The following is an 18,618-nucleotide window of genomic DNA, read 5'->3' as shown; positions in this document are numbered from 1 at the left end:
ACGCCCGGCACGCCATACCAGCCATACCATCTGGGGCCAGATGCAGACCAAGGAGGCGCAGGTGAACGCGGCCTGCTTCAAGCAGCTCTTCAATCCCACGTCAGTGGCCGTCATCGGCGCAACGGACGAACCCGGGCACCCCGGCCAGATTCTGATGAAGAATCTGCTCTCGGGCACGTTCCTTGGTCCGGTCATGCCCGTGCATCCGGAGCTGGCCACCGTGGCCGGGGAAGAGTGCTACAAAACCATCGACACCCTGCCGCTGACGCCGGAGCTGGCCTGTTTCTGCACGCCCCTGCACGAACTGCCAGGGCACATCGCCGAACTTGCCCGGCGCGGGGTGCGTTCCGGCATGGCCCTCAGCCTGGGCGCGTTCCGCTATGCCGGCGGGGCCAGCCTGGAGGTGAAGCAGGCGGTGATGCAGGCCTGCAAGGAGCACGAATTCTGCCTGCTGGGACCCAACTGCCTGGGGTTCATCAATCCTGGCATCGGCCTCAACGCCAGTCTGGCCCACCGCCACGCCAAACCGGGCAAGGTGGCCTTTATTTCCCAGTCCGATTCCCTCTTTGCCACGGTGCTGGACTGGGCGGCCTCCAAGGGCATCGGCTTTTCCCATTGCATCGCATTGGGCGACCGCTACCAGATCCACTTCGGCCATCTGCTGGACTTCCTGGCCCGCGACCCGAACACCCGGGCCATTCTGCTCTATCTGGAAACCATCACCTTCGCCCGGGCCTTCATGTCCGCCGCCCGGGCCACGGCGCGCAACAAACCGGTGCTGGTGGTCAAGTCCGGCCGCTCCCCCGAGGGCGCGCGGGCAGCGGCGGCGCACTCCGGGGCCTTCCTGGGGGCGGATGATGTTTATGACGCCGCCTTCCGCCGCGCCGGCATGCTCCGCGTGTTTGATATTGACACTCTCTTCGATACCGTGGAAACCCTGGCCCACACCCGGCCCCTGCGCGGCGAGCGCCTGGCCATCCTGACCAATGGCGGCTCCCCCGGCTTCATGGCCGCGGATGCGTTGCTCCTGGGCGGCGGGCAGCTGGCCCGGCTTTCCCCGGAAACCAGCCGCAGCCTGACCGAGGCCCTGGGGTGCGACTGGTCCTCGGCCAATCCCCTGGTGCTGCGCAGTGATGCCGATGCGGACAAGTATTCCACAGCCCTGAAAATTCTGCTCAATGCCACGGAGGTGGACGCGGTGCTGGTCATGCACGTGCCCACAGCCAAAATCCCCGCCCTGGAGATTGCCAGGGCCGTGGTCGCCGTGAGCCGCAAGACCAAGCGCAACGTGCTCACCAGCTGGCTGGGCATTGATGACGCCCTGGAATCACGAGAGTTTTTCGCCCAGTCCGGCCTCTCCACCTATGACACGCCCGAGAAGGCCATCCGCGGCTTTCTTTCCATGGTGCAGTACCGCCGCAACCAGGAACTGCTCATGGAGACCCCCACCTCCCTGCCGGAAACCTACAATCCGGACACCTTCCACGCCCGCGAGGTGGTCCGCAACGCCATCGAAAGCCAGGGCCCCCTGCTCACCGGCCCGGAAACCATGGAAGTGCTCAAGGCCTATTCCATCCCCGTGGTGGACATGCGCGTGGATCTGCCGGTGGACGATGACGAAACCGTGGTGCGCGCGGCGCAGGATCTGGGCTTTCCCGTGGCCCTCAAGCTGGACAGCCCGGACATCATGCGCAAAAGCCACATGGGCGCCGTGGCCCTGGACCTGGACAGCCCCGAAGCCCTGCGCCACGCGGTGAAAACCATGCGCGAACGCATCCGGACCGCCCTGCCCGAGGCCCGGCTGACCAGCTTTGCCGTGCAACGGATGATGCGCCGGGCTGCGGCGCACGAGCTGCTGATTGAAGTGGTGAACGACCCTGTCTTTGGCCCGGTCATCCGCTTTGGCCAGGGCGGCAGCCGGACGGACATCGCCGGCGACCGGCAGGTGGCCCTGCCGCCCCTGAACATGCATCTGGCCCGTGAGCTCGTCTCCCGGACCAAGGTCCACACCCTGCTCAAGGGTTCCAGGGATTTCCCCGGCGCGGATATCGAAGCCATCTGCCTGACGTTGTGCAAGATATCCCAGCTGATCATCGACATTCCGGAAATCTTCGAACTGGAGATCAATCCGCTCTTTGCCGATTCCCACGGCGTCTTCGCCCTGGACGCCCACTGCTCGGCCGCCCGGGCCGACCATGCCAGCGGCGCGGAACTGCTCTCCATCCGCCCCTACCCTCGCGAGCTGGAAGAATGCACCCTGCTCAAGGACGGCCGGCAGGTGACCCTGCGCCCCATCCGCCCCGAGGATGAGCCGGCCCACTACGAGTTTTTGGAGCATGTGTCGGCCGATGACAAGCGGTTCCGCTTCTTCTCCAACATCGGCGAGCTGCCGCGCATGGAAATGACCAAACTGACGCAGATCGACTACGACCGGGAGATGGCCTTCATCGCCAAGGGGCCAGACCGGGCCTGCTCGCCCGACGAGCCGGGGGAGCCTTGCGAGATCAAGACCCTGGGCGTGGTCCGGGCCATGACCGACCCCGAGAACCGCGACGCCGAGTTCGCCATCCTCATCCGCTCGGACTGCAAGCGGCTGGGGCTTGGCCGGATTCTGATGGACAAGATCATCCGCTACTGCCGCTCGCGCGGCACGCACCGCATCATCGGCCAGGCCCTGTTCATGAACAACGCCATGGCCGGCCTTGCGGAACGGGTGGGCTTCCAGGTCTGGAAGGACTACGACGACGAGGTCTACAAGTTCGAGATGGAGTTGAACCCGGAAGCCGGATAGGCGGTGGCGAACTCACCCGCCGCGTTGTCCTGGCCCTGGCACTTGCACTGGCCCTTGCACGGGCACGGCCACGCGCAATCGCCCCCCCTGCCGCTACAGGGCCCGGTTGCTTCCTGGCGCAAGGGCCGGCGTGCCTGCCAGAAAGCCTGCCACCATCTCGGCCACGCGGAATCTGCCATGCAAAGAGGGGTGCCCGTCCACATCCAGAGGAGGGTACATCGGCTCATGCAGCAGGGCGGCCAAAGGCGCCCCCAGGCAATGCGACGGCACCGCCAGCGCCGCCAGATGCTCCGCAATGCGCCGGCCAACCTCAACTTCCATGGCCCAGAGGCGCTGCAGTGCCGCCTCTGCAGAGAGCCTGACGTCGCCGAACTCGCGGTGGCGCTCATAGACCACCCGCTCCTTGGTCGGCATGCGCAGCACCACCAGCGGCACCCCCCTCTCCCGGGCCAAGCCGGCCAGTTTGGTCAGGGATTGCAAGGCCAGCTCCAGTCCGCCGGCCACATACTCGTTTTGCAGATTCTGCACCGCCAGACGCAGGGCTGGCAGCATATAATGGGTGAACTGCCTGACGCGGGCAAAGCAGAAGCCTTCCGTGTCGGTTTTGGCTGCCTGCATGAATTGTTCAATACGCTTGGCCGGGTCGCTGCTTTCAATCTGCGTGGCGTGATGCGTGGGAAAATTCGCCGCGGCCTCCAGGCCACTGGCCACGAAACCCTTTCGAAACGCATCCGGAATGTTTCTAAATGTGTTGGCGCTGTTATAGACATTATTACCCATGTACAGCACAGTCACCACGCAGCCTGCGTGCAATGCATGGAGCTCCCGGTAGCCCAGAAAATACTGTATTGGGCTGTAGCTGCCCATGGCGCCATTGTACACGGCCAGGCCAGTGCGGGCACCCAAAAACGTCGGCCAGGTCTCTTGCGGCGGAGCATATAGCGAATGCACCTGGGAATTACCCAGCACCAGCACGTCCACAGACTCGGGCACGCCTAGGTTCTTGTACCCCAAGGCGTCGTGCAGGGGATGATCCGGATCGCCCCGGAAGGCCAGCATGGGATCTTTGACCAGCAACCCGCTTGGACCAAATGGGGTGGAAGGCGAGCCAATGCGCAAACGCATCTTGCGCACCACCTCCTCCAGTGCAACCCTGTCCACAGGGTGGCCGGCCCGCTCGGCGCGGCGGCGCAGCAAGACGGCCAGGAGGGAGTTCCCATCGGGGTGTGGCAGGATCCGCCCTGGTTCTGCGGTTTCGGAGCTCACCCCAGCGATTCCAGCAGCTTCTTGGCCTTTTCGAAGCTGGGGTTCAGCTCCAGAGCGGCCTTGAGGAATTTCTTGGCCTCGGCCGTGCGGCGGCCACGGGAGAAAATAAGGCCGAAGTTGTAGGCCATGATGGGATCCTGCTGGTAGCAATCCGGCCGCAGTCTGAGGGCGTCTTCCAGGTGCGCCACCGCGCGCACGGCGTCTTTGCCTTCCGCATAGGCCATGGCGATGTTGTATTGCAGGTTTTCATCGTCCGGGGCAATGCGCTGGGCTTTCTTGTATTCATCGATGGCTTCCATCCAGCGGCCCTGCCGGCGCAGGGCAATGCCCAGGGAGTTGAAGGTGCCCAGGTCACTGGCATCAAGCATATCGCCCTTGAGCTCCAGGGCCTTGCGGTAATATTTGACCGCCTTGGCCGGGTCCTTGAGGCTGTACGTGTCGGCCACGCGGCTGGTGATGTCTTCCAGATAATTCATGGCCTCGCGCTTGGCTTGCTCCAGGGCAGTGTCGAACAGCGCCTCGGCCCGCTCCATGTTACCCAGCTCCACGTGCACGCTGCCCATCTCCACCTTGCGGTCCACATTGAGCGGGGATAGCTTATCCAGCTTTTCCAAGAACTTGAGCTGCTCTTCCAGTTGCCCTTCTTCCTTGTAGAATTCGGCAAGCTTTTTGAGCGGTTCCAGATACAGCTGGGCGGAGTTGGAGGCCTCATGATAACATTCCAGCGCTTTATCTTTTGATCCCAGCGCCTTGAATGCATCTCCCATAATCAGCAGCCCCGCGGCGGAGTTGGGCTTTTCTTCCAGAATCTGCTGGCAGACCTTGAGGGTATCTTCATGATGGCCGGCGATGAGCAGCTGCCGGGCCTTGTCGATAAGTTTGCCGATCTTGCCCTGCGGCTTGATGGTGAAGGCCAGCTTTTCGATGAGCACGTTCACGGAGATGGGTTTGGCAATGAAATTGTCCGCGCCCACTTCGTGCAGCAGCACCAGACGCTGCCGCTCGGCCTCCCCGGTAAGGATGATGACCTTGACGTTGGCATACGCGTTTTTCACCTGCCGGACGAGAAAGGAGGTCTCCTTGTTGTTCAGCAAACGCTCAATGAACAGGATAGCCCGCTTTCGACGCGTGGTAACATCCCGCAATGACCGCAGAATGTGGTTTTCATCGGTGATGGGCGTCACGCAGTCTTCGTTGACGTTGAGCTGCTTGTATAATGTGTTGCGCACCACGGCCATGAAGGTGTTGTCCGTGGAAGCCACCAGAAAATGGCCATTTTCCTTTTGGACAAATTCCGTCACTGTCGTTTCGTACTGCTTGATGCGGGAGTCTGTGATGACTGCGGCCACGTCCACCTCGCTTGAAAATGTCAGGAACACTCTCGCCCATCCAATTATTACGCGGGGGTTTTCACCTGTGTCAAGCCAAGGAAATAATTCCCCGGGGTTCATGCCCGGAAAAAGCACGTCACGGCTTGACGTTGCGTACTATCTCTTCTACCTCTGAGAATACGCCATCACCATGCGAGGCCTGCATGCCAGACGTGTCCACCTATACGCGTATCATCGAGCTGTGCCGTCAAGGACGGGAGGGCTTTCGTGGCGGCCGCCCGGAACAGGCGGTGAACGCCTTGGACGCAATATCCGAGCTGGCGCTGCATGCCATGGCCGCCTCAGGCATGTTGCCGCCGGTGCTGGGCCGGCTCCGTCCGAATGCGCAGGGCGCAGGGGGGCAGAGCGTGGAGCAGGCCCGCCTGCAACTCCTGCGGCTGAAAACAGCCAACAAAGCCCTGGCCGCGGCATACGAATCCACCATTACTGCGTTCCATAAATTTCGCGACTGCCTGGATGTGGTCCAGCAACTGCGGTCGGTGCACGAGCTGCCTGCCCTGTGCCACCGCATCGAACACCTGTTCGAACTGACCGCCGTGGAGCTGGTCATGGCCACGGAAGCCCTGCCGGAGGAGACCTGCCCTGCGCCAACGCTTCAGGACGATACGCCGCCCATTCCCTGCCCCGCCTCCCTGGAAGCCGCACTCCTGGCCTCCGCCTGGGCTGCGCTGGAAGAAGCCGTGCCTGCCGGCAGCGGCCACGGCGGCTACGGCGACCGCGGGGAGCTTCGGCGCTACATCGGCCCGGCCTCGGCCCTGGAATACCCTGCCGCCTTCTTTCCCATGGCAACAGCCCAGAGCCCTGATGGGGTGTTGCGAGGGTCCTGCTTTATCTTCCCCTTTCGCCGGGGGAACACGCCCGGCCCCATCGGCTTTCTGAGCCTGCTCGACGCCGATCCAGCCCGGTACACGCCAGACAAGGCCACGGATTACCTGGAACATTTTTGCGCCGTGTTCGAGGCCATCATCTTCACCCTGCTGGAAAAGGAATCCGTGAGCGGCCGCCAGTACCTCGATCCCCTCACCGGCATTCGCAACCGGGCCTATCTGGAGCATTACGGTCGCCAGCTCCTGGAGCAGGCCGGCATTCTGGATATTCCCATCTGCCTGCTGTTCCTGGATTTGGACAACTTCAAGCCGGTCAATGACATCTGGGGGCATGAAACCGGGGATCTCGTGCTCAAGGAAGTCGCCCGGTTGCTGGACCGCGTTTCCCGGCGGGGGGATGTGGTCTGCCGTCTTGGAGGGGACGAATTCATCGTGCTGCTGCCCGATGCGTCTGCCGAAGAGGCCGCCATTTACGCCAACCGCGTGCATGCGGCCCTGGCCACCATCACGCCGCAATCCCTGGGACTGACGGCCAGGGACAAGCCGCCCTTCCAGGTGCAGGCATCCATCGGCACTGCCTGCCACAGCGGCGGCATGGATTTGGAGGCACTGCTCCATACTGCGGATATGGACATGTACGCCATCAAGCGCAGCCGCAAGCATACTGCAACACCTCGTTCGTAACAATTCGCCGTACAGCATCTCTCTCTGCCACAGGCCTTATCCCCGCGTTTGGGGACCATCCCGCAATGCTATCGGCATCAGCTTTCGGGCTGCTGCGTCTGTGCGGATGGTGACGCATTCCACATCGCACCTTGTCACACCGGCGCGAAACCGCAGCAGCTGGTGTTGCATCGGTCAAACACCTCATGCAGACCTTTTCGCCTCTTGCCATGGCCGGTTAATTGGAGTATGCCAGTTATGGATTGTGCAGTGCAGTACAGCCCGCTGCACCGCTGCGTGCACCTGTGTGTCATGATGATGGCAGATTACGCGCTGTGTGTGCCTTTGGCGTGCTGTCGTGGCAGTGTGCAACACCGTCGTTGCATGGCGTCCCTAGAGATATTGATTCAGGATCCGCAGCCCGGGCGGCGAGCCCAGGAGGAGTTCATGAAGAAGGGTGTTTCCCTGCGCCTGACCGGCACGTCGCTGGTGCCGACCCGGTTCGTTGCCTTGCTTGCTGCCGCGCTGTTGCTGACGGGCGTTGCCTCCCAGGCCCTGGCCGCCGAAAAATTCTGGGTGGAGGCCGCCGGCTACGTGCTGTTCAAAAACGACCGCGGCGATGTGGTGCGCAAGGATTTTGCGCAGTACCGTGACGTGCTTTTTGAAGACCAGCCCAAAAAGGTCGGGTACTTCCTCTGCACGCTTGACGGGTTGGAGACCCAGGTGCCCGTGCGCGACGTCAGCATGGTCAAGCGCGACCCCTCCACCGATTTCGGCGCCGTGGTCTCCATGGCCACGGGCAGCCACGCCGTCAAGGTCCCGCACGATCTGGCCGTCAGCCTCACCGGCATGCCGCATCTTGAACTGGAATACTTCAACCCCCTGACCGGCAAGAACGAAATCGGCTTCCTGCCGGGTGTGGATATTCTGGAAATCCATTTCACGGACACCACCCGCGTCAGCAAGTAGCACTGTCATGTCGCCCCTGGTGTTCGCGACATCCATCCTGTGGCTTCCACGGTCCGAAGGCCTGCGCCCTTTGTTCGGCCGGGCTTTCGGACCGCATGCCCGCAAGGTGCTGGTCATGCTCGCCGCAATGGTCTGGGCGCTGTGGTCGCAGCACGAGGCATGGGCCCAGCCCAACCAGCCTACCGGATGTTTTTCCGTGGAACTCCTGCTGAGCATGGCCCTGCAGGAAGCCTCCGGCGGGCCGGCGCCGTTTAACGCCACCATACACGCCGCCCGTGCCGGCCGCTCTCAGGACATGACACTCTTTGTGGATGGCCCGAAAGCCCGGCTACAATACGGCAACACCGCCCAGGTGGAGCGCCGCGACCTCGGTCGGCTCTGGCTGTTTGACCTGGAAAAGAAAACCTTCCTCGACCTCCCCCTTGGCCGGGACACCCTGCCTCCGCCAGCCCTGCTGCGTCAGGAAACCACCCTCACCCCTCAGGGCGAGGAAGAAATTGACGGCCGCAAGACCCTGAAATACCATGTGCAAATGCCTGCCCGTTTCTTCGAGCCCCAACTCATCAGCCCTGTGGATGACACGCGCTATGTGGAGCTGACGGTCTGGCACTCGCCGGAACTGGGCGTCATGCTCAGGCGCCTCGGCCCGGACAATGCCACCATGACCATGGAGCGCATCAGCCAGGGGCCGCAGGCAGCGGAACTCTTTCAGATTCCTGATGGCTTCCGCAAGGCCGGGCTGCCCGTGTCCTTTGCCAAATAGCCTTGCTGCGTCTCGGCGGCCCGCCTATTGCGGCAGCTGCACCTTGACCACCAGCGCCCGCTTGGCGTCCTTGTCCTTGCCGTTGGTAAATTCCTTCACCAGCGCCGCCACCCCGGCCGCCGTGGCCAGATCCCAGCGATGGGCCCCGGCCTTGGGCGTGGCGTGCATGATCCAGACATGCCCCGCCGCATCGGCGGCCAGCACACCCACGTGATAATAGAGCAGCGTGTATCCCGGCCAGGTGGTCGGCTTGCTCACCGCGGCCAGGGCCAGTTCCCCAGGTCGCAGCTGCGCAGCCACGGCCTTCCAGGCAGCGGCGTCGGTCATGGAGAACCCGCGCTGCAAGGCCGGGTCTGCCGTGAGCAGCGCCTGTCTGGTGGTTGGATGCGCCCCGGTGGCGTCCAACAGGGTCAGTTCCGCGCCTTCGGACAGATTGAGCAGCACGTCGTAGCCAAAGTCCCAGTCCTCACCCATGGGGCTGCCTGTGGCGCTGTTGGCGTTGGCGTCAGCCCGGGCCTCGTCCAGGGTGATGTTTCGGCCGGTCAGAAACCGCCAGAGCGAGACGGCCAGTCCGCTGCAGTTAACGCCCGGGGTCGGCAGGATGGCCCGCGGCGGCTCGAAGGTGGTGTAGCGGCCCTGCTCGTCCAGGACACCGTCCTCGCGATACGGCACGCCCATGAGCGCGGCGGCCAGTTCCAGGCCCATCGCATTGGCCGGCAGCTGGGCCAGGGCCTCCGGCAGGGCCGGGCGAGGGATGGCCGCGGCAGGCCCTGTTGCGGACACAGTTGCGGAAACAGTTGCGGACACAGTTACAGGCATGGCCAGAAAACAGATCAGCAGCAATGACACAACAGCGCGGTGCATGGGCAGCTCCTTGCCTGATTGCAGATGCAGCTGCTGTAGCGCGTTGGTGAAAAAAGACAAGCCAGACCGTCGTCATGCCCGGCGTGGCCAAGAGCAGCCGTTTCCGCTATGAGGCGGGAAACCCCGCCGCGAGCGGCAATGGAGGCTTCATGTCCACTCCCGTAAGCGTGCACCGCGCCGGCATCTATGCCATCCTGGCCCCCGGCTGGGGGGACTGGTACGCCGGCCGCCCCGTGCGCGGCGTGCTGCTGTTGTGCGGATTCCTGGCCTGCTTCACCTGGCTGTGCTGGGTGGGGGCCACGCTGCTCCTGGACCTGACGCTGGCGCCCTTTGCCCGGGAAGGGCTGGTGCCGGGGGCGCGGGCTTGGGCCGTGGATCCCCGCTGGCAGCTGGGGGTGGCCACGCTGGGGATGGTCTGGCTGTGGCACCTCGGCGTCTTTTCGGCCATTGCCTCGGCGCGGGAGCTGTACCGGCAGGAAGGACGGGAGTTCGAACGGGCGCCCTGGTTCGCCGTGCTGGTCAGCGTCTGCGCGCCTGGTGCGGGGCAGGCCTATGCAAGCCCGGGCGCAGGCCCGCATACAGGGCGAGTCCGCTTTGGCCTGGGGCTTCTGGTTGCCTATCTGCTGGGCTACCTGACCCTCATCCCGGCCCTGCAGGCCAGCCTGGGCATGGCTGCCGAGGCAACCAAGCAATTGGAACAACTGGGACAACTGGGGCAGCCGCAGGGCACATCGCCACTGCACCTTGCCTCCGTACTGCACAATCTGGTCATGGCCGCCAAACTCCAGGCCGAATTCAGCCTGCCCTGGAAGCTGCACGACCTGCTCAAGGCCTACGCCATTGCCGACGTCTGCGCCTGTTTTGGCGTGTTCCGGGCCGCCCCCGCGCCAGACGGGGAAGAATTTCTGCTGGAACCTGCGCCCCCACGTCCGAGACCGGCCTGGGAATCCTCCAACTTCGCCCGCGTGTTCGGGCATCTGGCCCTGGGCTGGCTCTGCCCTGGCGCGGGGCAGTTTCTGCAAGGACGGGAACGGGCCGGCTGGATTTTTTTCGGCATGAACTGGGGGCTCCTGCTCTCCGGCAGCATCATCCTGGGTCTGGACGCCATCAGCTTCCCCCGGCTTTCCCTGCTCCAGGATGCATGCACCCTGCTGGCCATCGCCGCGGGCATGGAAGCCTGCTGGCGCATGGAAGCCCGCACCCTCAAACGCTGACTATTTCAACACGCCAAGAACGTTGCTGTAGCGGTCGGTCCAGGGACGGATGGCCTTGTCCTCCTCGGGCATCCAGCGCCAGCCAAAGCGCTCGGCCAGACGCAAGGCCGTGCCCCGGCCCGTGGGCTCCCGCGTCAGGGCCATCCACTGGCAGGCATCAGCATCTGGATGTACAGTGCCTCGGTAGGTCTTTTCCAGGACAAACCATTTTCCTGCCTGGCCTCCAGCCCGCCCAGTAGCCGTGACCACTGGAGCCAGCTCCAGATATTTGTTGGAAATATGCAGAAGCAGCACACCGTCCGGCTGCAAGACTCTGGCGTATTCGTCCAGGGCCTCTCGGGTCAGCAGGTGCACGGGGATGGAATCGCTGTTAAAGGCATCCACCACCAGAATGCCATAGTGCGCGTCCGGGGCCTGACGCAGGGTCAGCCGGGCATCGCCAAAGGTCAGGGAAACCTTGCCCGGGCTGCGCTCCAGAAAGCTGAACCAGTGCCGGGCCACATCGCCGTTGTGCGGATCCAGTTCAAAGATGTCCACGGGCTGGCCGGGCCGGGCATACACGGCCAGACTCCCCGCCCCCAGCCCCACGATGCCCAGGGGCGCCACGGTATCCAGCACGTCCTCCTGCCGGGAAAGCAGCGCGCCCGAAGGTGTGGTGCGGTGATAATAGGTCAGGGCCTCACTGGCCCGGGCCGGGTCCAGATACTGGGAGCCATGCAGGGTGGTGCCGTGCTTTAAGTGCCGCTTGTCCTCGCCATCATACACGGTGGTGATTCCATAAAAATTCCGATGCACGCTTCGCACGTTGCCGCCACCGGCGTGCAGGGTCAGCCACTGGGCCGCGGCCATGAGCACCAGAAGCATCAAGGCTGCCGTGCCCGGCCGGCGCTCCAGTCGGAAATACAGCAGGGCCATGCCCATGCCGGCCACCCCGGCCAGCACATTGGTGGGCAGGTCCGGCCATCTGGAAAGGGCCAGGGGCCAGGCCAGGATCAGGGCCAGCATGCCCAGCATGCGCAGGGGCCGGTCCCAGCGTCGTCTGCCTTCCCGCTGGCCCAAGGCCAAGCCTGCCGCAGCCAGTCCAAGCGCCGCCGGGTACTCGGCCAGGGTGACGAAGGCCAGCGGCGCCAGAAAGCTCGCCAGCAGACTGCCAAGCGCCCCGCCCAGGGAAAGGAGCAGGTAGAACCGCCCCAGCCGCCGCGGATCCGCCGGCGCGGTGCGGGCCAGTTCCCCATGGCAGATCAGGCAGACCATCAGCAGCGTCAGCCAGTACGCCGGCAGGGCCACCATCACCGGCAGGTGGTACGAGAGCTGGGACAACAAAAAGAGCAGGCTGCCCACGGCCAGGGCCAGGGAAAACCGCGTCCGCACCCAGGCCGGCAGCCAGGGTGTGGGTTTGAACACCAGCACAAAACTCAGCAAATACAAGGCCAGGGGGATGATCCACAAGAGCGGGATGGCTGCCAGATCCATGGTCACCACGTTGGTGGTGGCGATGAACAGGGCCGAGCCGGCGGCAGAGAGCGCCAGCCAGCGCAGTTGCAACATCCGGGAAAGTCCTTGGAATGCCGGGATCTTCTGTAGAGCCACGCCGCACAGGCGCGGTTTGAGCCGCCAGAGCAGCAGGCCCAGCAGCCCCGCCACCAGCACGTAGCCCACCTGCCAGACCCGGAGCTGGTCATCCAGATCCACAAACGGCTCCACCAACAGAGGATAACTGAGCAATCCGGCAAAAGAGCCAAGGTTGGAGGTGGCATACAGCGTGTACGGCCGGCTGGCCTGGGGCAGTTCCGAGGCGGCCAGCACCCGTTGACAGACCACGGATACCGTGGCCAACATGGCAAATCCAGGCCCCACGGTGGTGGCCAGCATCAGGGCGATGGCCGGCCAGGAGCCGTATTCCCAGCCCGCAAAGGTCTGATCCGGCGTGGACAAGGTGGCCAGGGATATGGGAAACAGCGCCGCCGGGGCCAGAAACAGCGCGGCATGCAGCACGCGGGCGGCCGGTCGCTCCAATTGGTTGCCAATGGCCGCGGCCCAGGCGTAGCCGCCCAGCAGCAGGGCCTGAAACACCAGGACCGACGCGGCCCACACCAGCGAGCTGCCGCCGAAGCCCGGCAACAGGGCCTTGGCGGCGATGAGTTCCACCTGAAACAGCAATGCGGCGGCAAGGAAGACGAGACCGTGGCAGACACACAGCATGAACAAGGGCGACATGCCCCCGTGCATACAGCAATATTCCCCAAAACGCCATCGCTGGGGGGCGAAATTTTCTGTGCCTGCGCCCTGCTGGCTCCGGAAGGCTTTGAAGACGTCCTGCATGGCGAACTGGCCCATCGCGGTCTGGCGTTCGAGGTCCTGGGCCGGCTCTGCCTGCTGGAGGAAATCCCTGCGCCCCTGCCGGCCTGGGCGCAGAATGTCTGGTTTGCGCCGCGGCGCATCGCCTTCGGCTCCATTTCCCAGGCAGCCAAGGCCCTGAAGGCCATCCAGCGCAACTGGGCCGTGTACAGCCAGGCGCACCACCGCCGCGCCGCCCTGATCCAGGACCAGCTGCCCCCCGTCTCGGCCAGGCCATTGCCCTTTGGCGCACCGCCCCCCACCGCTCCCCTGGGCTCCTGGACCCTGCTGGATGAGGGCACGCTCCTGGCCGCCCCGCAGTGCAGCTCGGCCTTTCCGCACGGGGTGGTCCAGTTCGAGGAAGACAGGACCGGCCCGCCCAGCCGGGCCTATCTGAAGCTCTGGGAACTCTTCACCGTGACCGGCCTGCGGCCCGAGGCCGGCGCGCTGTGCCTGGATCTGGGAGCCTCACCCGGCGGCTGGAGCTGGGTGCTGGCGCAGCTGGGCTGCCGGGTGTTGGCTGTGGACCGCGCGCCCCTGGCCGAACGGGTGGCGGCCATGCCCGGCGTTTCCGAGCACCGCGGCAGCGCCTTTGGCCTTGATCCCCGTTCCTCCAAAAACGAGGTGCATCCGGACTGGATTTTTTCCGATGTCATCTGCTATCCTTCAAAATTACTTGAATATATCCGCCGCTGGCTCACGTACGGCCAGTGCCGGAACTTCGTCTGCACCCTCAAGTTCCAGGGCGGGACAGACTACGAAACCATGCAGGGCTTTCAGGCCCTTGGCGGACGGTTGCTGCATCTTTCCCACAACAAACATGAGCTGACCTGGATTATGACGGCAGGGTAGATTCCCGTGACCATCCGGTGACGTCAGTAGAGGAGAGTGGCGCTTGGTTTAGATTTTTGCTAGAATTGAGCCGTCCGAAGGCGCCTGCTGCAACCTCTTGGAAAGCCCGGGGATCGACTCATGAAGACGTTCATTGCCGACCTGCACATCCACTCCCGGTACTCCAGGGCCACCAGCAAGGCCCTGAATCCGCGGCTTCTGGCCGCCTGGGCGCGCGCCAAGGGTGTGGACGTCCTGGGCACAGGCGACTTCACCCACCCCGACTGGCTCAACGAGCTGGAAGAGACCCTGACCCCGCACCAGGACAGCGGCCTCTACCGCCTGAAGGACGAACGCGGCCTGACCCGCGAGCTGCCCGAGCACATCGGCCTGGAAGGCGCCCCCCTGCCCGGTCGCAGCCTCTTCATGCTCCAGGCGGAAATCAGCTCCATCTACAAGCGCGGCGGCAAGGTCCGCAAGGTGCACAATCTGGTCTTTGTGCCGGATTTCGAGACCGCCCGCGCCCTGAACCGCAAGCTCGCCGCCATTGGCAACCTCGCCTCCGATGGCCGGCCCATCCTGGGGCTGGACTCGCGCAACCTGCTGGAAATTGTCCTGGAACTGCATCCCCAGGCCTTTCTCGTCCCGGCCCACATCTGGACGCCCTGGTTCTCCCTCTTCGGCTCCAAGTCCGGGTTCGACACGGTGGAGGAATGCTTCGGGGATCTGAGCCCGCACATCTTTGCCCTGGAGACCGGCCTGTCCTCGGATCCGGAGATGAACTGGCGCATCTCGGCCCTGGACCGCTATTCACTCATCTCCAACTCAGACGCCCACTCCGGCGAAAAGCTGGCCCGGGAGTGCAATCTTTTCCAGGGCGAGCCGGATTACGGCGGCATCTTCCACGCCCTGCAGCGCGAGGGGCTCTCGCACAAATTTCTGGGCACCGTGGAATTTTTTCCCGAGGAAGGGAAATACCACCTGGACGGCCACCGCGCCTGCGGCGTGGTCATCGACCCCACGGTGGAGCGCCTGCCCGGCGACCGCTGCCCGGTCTGCGGCAAGCCGCTCACCGTGGGCGTGCTGCACCGGGTCATGGATCTGGCCGACCGCAAGGAGCCCGTGCAGCCGGCTGTACAGCCGGGCTTCACCTCCCTCTTCCCCCTGGCCGAATGCATTGCCGACGTGCTGGACGCCGGGGCGGGCACCAAAAAAGTCAAGCAGCTCTACGCCAAAACCCTGCAGCGCCTGGGTCCGGAACTGCATGTGCTGCGCGAGGCCCCGCTGGAAGACGTGCAAAAGGTCAATCCCGTCCTGGCCGAGGCCCTGGACCGCATGCGCCGCGGGCAGGTCATCCGGCAGGCCGGCTATGATGGCGAATTCGGTGTCATCCGCGTCTTTACCGAAGAGGAACGCGCCCAGCGCGCCAAGGGCGGGCAGCTCGTGGGCCGTGCCACCTCCACCCGGAAAAAGAAAGCCTCGGCCGCGGACTCATCGGATGCGGACGGCGACATCGGCCCGCCCGCCCGCGCACCTGCCTGCCTGTCCTTTCAGGAGGAGCCCCCCGCTCCGGAACGCATCACCCCGGCCAGTCTCAACCCTTCCCAGCAGGCTGCGGCCGTGGCCGGCCCCGGCCCGGTGCTGGTGGTGGCCGGCCCCGGCGCGGGCAAGACGCGCACCCTCCTCGCCCGCTGCCTGACCCTCCTGGAAGCCGGCCACCCGGCCCGGCACGTGCTCCTGGTGACCTTCACCCGCAAGGCCGCCGCCGAGCTGGAGGAACGACTCCTGGCTGCCCTGGGCGACTGCCAGGCCCTCCCCCGCGCCGACACCCTCCACGCCCTGGCCTACGAGGTCTGGAGCGAGGGCTACAGCGGCGATCCGCCCACTCTCATGGACGAGCCCACGGCCCGCCGGCTCTTTCGCGAGTCGGCCAGGGAGGTCCGCCCCGGCCTCTCCACCCGCGAGGCCGACGCCCTCTACGACGCCTGCCAGCTGGCCCGCGAACGTCTGGAGCGTCTGGACGACTGGGAAGACATCCTCCTGCGCTACGCCAAGCGCAAGGAGCACGTGAATCTGGCGGACTACACGGACCTGCTGGAATTCTGGCTGCAATCCATGCAGCACGGCATCTGGCAGCGGCCCTGGACCCATGTGCTGGTGGACGAGGTCCAGGACCTCACGCCCCTGCAGCTGCACTGCCTGGCCCAGCTCATGCCTTCCAGCGGCGACGGGCTCTTTCTCATTGGCGACCCCGACCAGAGCATCTACGGCTTTCGCGGGGCCGAGGCCGCCGTGCAGGAGGCCCTGCTGCGCCACTGGCCCAGCCTGCAGACCGTGACCCTGGAGGAAAACTACCGCACTCTGCCGGCCATCCTGGAGGTGGCCACGGCCGTCTTCCCGCCGGAGGATTTTCTTTTGCGCCCAGTCATCCGCCCCGTGCGCACGGGCGAAGCCTGCATCCGGCTCTTCGATGCACCCACGGCCGCCGCCGAGGCCCAGTGGATCGCCCAGCAGATGCGCCAGCTCCTGGGCGCCACCAGCCATACCATCCAGGACGCCCACGCCGCAGCCGCCGGTTCCCTGGCCGGTTCCCTGGCTGGCACCGGCCTGACCGGCGTCATGGCCCCGGGCGATCTGGCGGTGCTGGTCCGCCTCTCGGCCCTGGCCGCCCCCCTGCGCAATGCCCTGGCCGACGCCGGCCTGCCCGTGGCGGCGGCGGAGACGGAACAGTTCTGGGACGAACCACGCACGGCCTTCATCATCCGCTCCGTGCGGGGCATGCTCGGCCTGGGCTTTGAGGAAGATGATGCTCCGGAAGAGCCTCCGCTCATCCCCGAGCCCCTGCTGGCCCGAGGACCGGGCGCGCTCCCGCAAATCCTGCACGCCTCACACCCCTTTGACCCGACGTATTGGACGTCGCCATCCTTCAAGGCCCTGGTGGCCGCCTTCACTGCCCAGGGCACCTGGCAGGCCTTCTGCAACTGGCTGGCCCTGCAGACCGAGGCCGAACAGGTCCGCGCCCGCAGCCAGGCCATCCGGATCATGACCATGCACGCCGCCAAGGGGCTGGAGTTCCGCGCTGTCTTTTTGCCAGCTCTGGAAGACGGCCTCGTCCCCTTTGCCGGACCAGGGCTGCTGACCGGCTCCCTGGAGTCCGGCGCGCTGCAGGGACCCGATCTGGAGGAGGAACGCCGCCTGCTTTACGTGGCCTGCACCCGGGCCCGGGATGCCCTGTTCCTCTCCCGCGCCGCCCGCCGTCGGCTGTATGGCCGGGAGCTGCGCCTGCCGCCCTCCCGTCTGCTCACCGCGGCCACGGCACATCCGACTTGCCGCCGTTCGGCCCTGGCAGTGAAGGTCCGGCAAAAGGAAACCGCACTTTCACTCCTGGGATGAACCACCAGCTATCCGCCCCCCCCGTTCCCTGGCCCATCGCCGCGCCCTCCTGGGTGCTGGCCGGCGATGTGCTGGAGAACTGCCGCTTTCTGGCCGGTCGGGTGGAAGAAGCCGGGCTGTGCCTGTTCGAATCCGCGGCCTGCCTGGACTATCCGGCGTCCATGTGGGCGGTCCTGGCCGGGCTGCCCTTGTGTTACCATCTCCATTTGCCCCTGGATCTGGAGGAGCAGACGGACCCGGCCGCCGTCTGCCTGGCCCTGGCCCAGGCCGCCGCGCCTCTCGCGCCCTGGGCTGTGGTCATCCACCCATTCGCCGACCCCGCACGGCTGGGGGAAGTCGTCGCGGCCTGGACCGCTGCCGGCCATGCGCCAGGCCGGTTGCTGCTGGAAAATATTCCCACCCTGCCGCTTGAAACAATCGTCTCCCTGGCGTACCAGTATGATTTGGGAATATGCCTGGACCTGGGCCACTTGCTCCTTGCCCGGAATGCGTCCGCCGCATCAGATATAGCGGCGCCGATACCGCCCGCTGCCCTGGCCCGTTGCCGCATGCTGCACCTGAGCTGTCCGGAATCGCGCGGGCCGGGCCGCCCCGGGCATCGCCATCTGCCGCTGGATAGTCTGAATCCGGCAGAGACACGGCTGGCCGAGGCGCTCCTGCTTGGCGCGCCTGCGGCGCGGCGCATGGTGGAGGTCTTCGACTGGCAAGGGGTGCAGGACTCCATGCGATGGCTGAGGGCCAGGGATCGGCAGCCGGAGGGGAACGCATGAGCACGCACGGACACAGACTGGTGCTGGGAGGGGAGAAAAGCGGCAAATCCGCCTTTGCCATGACCCGTTTTCTGCAAGGCGCGGCGCCGCATCGGCTGTTGGTGACGGGCAAGGCCCGGGATCTGGAATTCCGGCGGCAAATCGAGCAGCACCGGCGCAGCCGGTCGCCCTCGCTGTTTGTGGAAGAGGTGGCGGCCACGCCGGAAGCCCTGCCGCGGGCCCTGGAATCCGCCGCCACGGCCGGTACGGCCTCAGTGCTGGTGGACAGTCTGGAATTCTGGCTCTTTGCCGTGCAGGAAGCCGGCAGCGAACTGGAGCACTCCATCAACACCCTGGCCGACACCCTGGATGCCCTGGCCGGCCGCCTGACCGTGACCCTGGTCTCCTGCGAAATCGGCCTGGGGCCCATTGCCGCCAGCGCGGCCACCCGGCGCTTCGTGCGCAGTCTGGGTGCCTGCAATCAGGCCCTGGCCGCGCGTTGTGCGGAAGTGTTCCTGGTGGCGGCCGGCCTGCCGCTGCCGCTCAAGGGCTGAAACGAC

Annotated in this window: 13 protein-coding genes; 9 read left to right on the top strand and 4 right to left on the bottom strand. The window is 65.2% G+C overall.

All coding sequences use genetic code 11. The features are described 5' to 3' along the window. Window positions 1–61: 61 nt before the first annotated feature. Window positions 62–2,791, top strand: a complete 2,730-nt coding sequence (locus ACYQ00_RS15565) for a bifunctional acetate--CoA ligase family protein/GNAT family N-acetyltransferase (protein WP_460033018.1) — start codon at window positions 62–64, stop codon at window positions 2,789–2,791. A 93-nt stretch (window positions 2,792–2,884) separates the two neighbouring features. On the opposite strand, the gene ACYQ00_RS15560 is transcribed toward ACYQ00_RS15565, so the two are convergent. After that, a complete protein-coding gene (locus tag ACYQ00_RS15560) occupies window positions 2,885–4,057 on the bottom strand; it encodes a hypothetical protein (RefSeq protein ID WP_460033017.1) in 1,173 nt (390 codons plus the stop codon). Continuing rightward, entirely contained in the window at window positions 4,054–5,406 is a 1,353-nt protein-coding gene (locus ACYQ00_RS15555) for a tetratricopeptide repeat protein (protein WP_460033016.1), read from the bottom strand. Before ACYQ00_RS15555 ends, ACYQ00_RS15560 begins: the two co-directional genes overlap by 4 nt. Before the next feature lie 185 nt (window positions 5,407–5,591). Between ACYQ00_RS15555 and ACYQ00_RS15550 the strand changes: the two genes are divergently transcribed. The 3 genes from ACYQ00_RS15550 to ACYQ00_RS15540 all read left to right on the top strand — a co-directional run bounded on the left by ACYQ00_RS15550 (window position 5,592) and on the right by ACYQ00_RS15540 (window position 8,670). Next, window positions 5,592–6,959, top strand: a complete 1,368-nt coding sequence (locus ACYQ00_RS15550) for a GGDEF domain-containing protein (protein WP_460033015.1) — start codon at window positions 5,592–5,594, stop codon at window positions 6,957–6,959. Window positions 6,960–7,385: 426 nt separating this feature from the next. Beyond that, a complete protein-coding gene (locus tag ACYQ00_RS15545; protein WP_460033014.1) occupies window positions 7,386–7,907 on the top strand; it encodes a hypothetical protein in 522 nt (173 codons plus the stop codon). A 7-nt stretch (window positions 7,908–7,914) separates the two neighbouring features. Then, window positions 7,915–8,670: a hypothetical protein gene (locus ACYQ00_RS15540; protein ID WP_460033013.1), complete on the top strand. Its 756-nt coding sequence runs from the start codon at window positions 7,915–7,917 to the stop codon at window positions 8,668–8,670. Between the two features lie 24 nt (window positions 8,671–8,694). Here ACYQ00_RS15540 and ACYQ00_RS15535 read toward each other — a convergent pair whose 3' ends face one another. Next, complete coding sequence (locus ACYQ00_RS15535) at window positions 8,695–9,534, bottom strand: hypothetical protein (RefSeq protein ID WP_460033012.1); 840 nt, start codon at window positions 9,532–9,534, stop codon at window positions 8,695–8,697. A gap of 149 nt (window positions 9,535–9,683) precedes the next feature. On the opposite strand from ACYQ00_RS15535, the gene ACYQ00_RS15530 reads away from it, so the two are divergent. Then, window positions 9,684–10,748, top strand: coding sequence for a hypothetical protein (locus ACYQ00_RS15530; RefSeq protein ID WP_460033011.1), 1,065 nt, complete (start codon window positions 9,684–9,686; stop codon window positions 10,746–10,748). Here the strand turns inward: ACYQ00_RS15530 and ACYQ00_RS15525 are convergent, their stop codons facing one another. Further along, window positions 10,749–12,965 (bottom strand): fused MFS/spermidine synthase, encoded by a 2,217-nt coding sequence (locus tag ACYQ00_RS15525; RefSeq protein ID WP_460033010.1) that lies wholly within the window; start codon window positions 12,963–12,965, stop codon window positions 10,749–10,751. It lies immediately after the preceding gene. 51 nt (window positions 12,966–13,016) lie between these two features. On the opposite strand from ACYQ00_RS15525, the gene ACYQ00_RS15520 reads away from it, so the two are divergent. From ACYQ00_RS15520 to ACYQ00_RS15505, 4 genes are all read left to right on the top strand, one after another. Further along, entirely contained in the window at window positions 13,017–13,937 is a 921-nt protein-coding gene (locus tag ACYQ00_RS15520) for an SAM-dependent methyltransferase (protein ID WP_460033178.1), read from the top strand. Between the two features lie 120 nt (window positions 13,938–14,057). Further along, window positions 14,058–17,309: a UvrD-helicase domain-containing protein gene (locus ACYQ00_RS15515; RefSeq protein ID WP_460033009.1), complete on the top strand. Its 3,252-nt coding sequence runs from the start codon at window positions 14,058–14,060 to the stop codon at window positions 17,307–17,309. After that, entirely contained in the window at window positions 17,306–18,079 is a 774-nt protein-coding gene (cbiR, locus tag ACYQ00_RS15510; RefSeq protein ID WP_460033008.1) for a cobamide remodeling phosphodiesterase CbiR, read from the top strand. Before ACYQ00_RS15515 ends, cbiR begins: the two co-directional genes overlap by 4 nt. Beyond that, on the top strand, window positions 18,076–18,612 hold the full coding sequence (locus tag ACYQ00_RS15505) for a bifunctional adenosylcobinamide kinase/adenosylcobinamide-phosphate guanylyltransferase (protein ID WP_460033007.1): 537 nt from the start codon (window positions 18,076–18,078) through the stop codon (window positions 18,610–18,612). Before cbiR ends, ACYQ00_RS15505 begins: the two co-directional genes overlap by 4 nt. The last annotated feature ends 6 nt before the right edge of the window (window positions 18,613–18,618 follow it).

It is taken from the genome of Megalodesulfovibrio paquesii (assembly GCF_054653055.1).
Note: the sequence above shows the minus strand (reverse complement) of the source record. Positions and strands in the feature narration are given on the sequence as shown.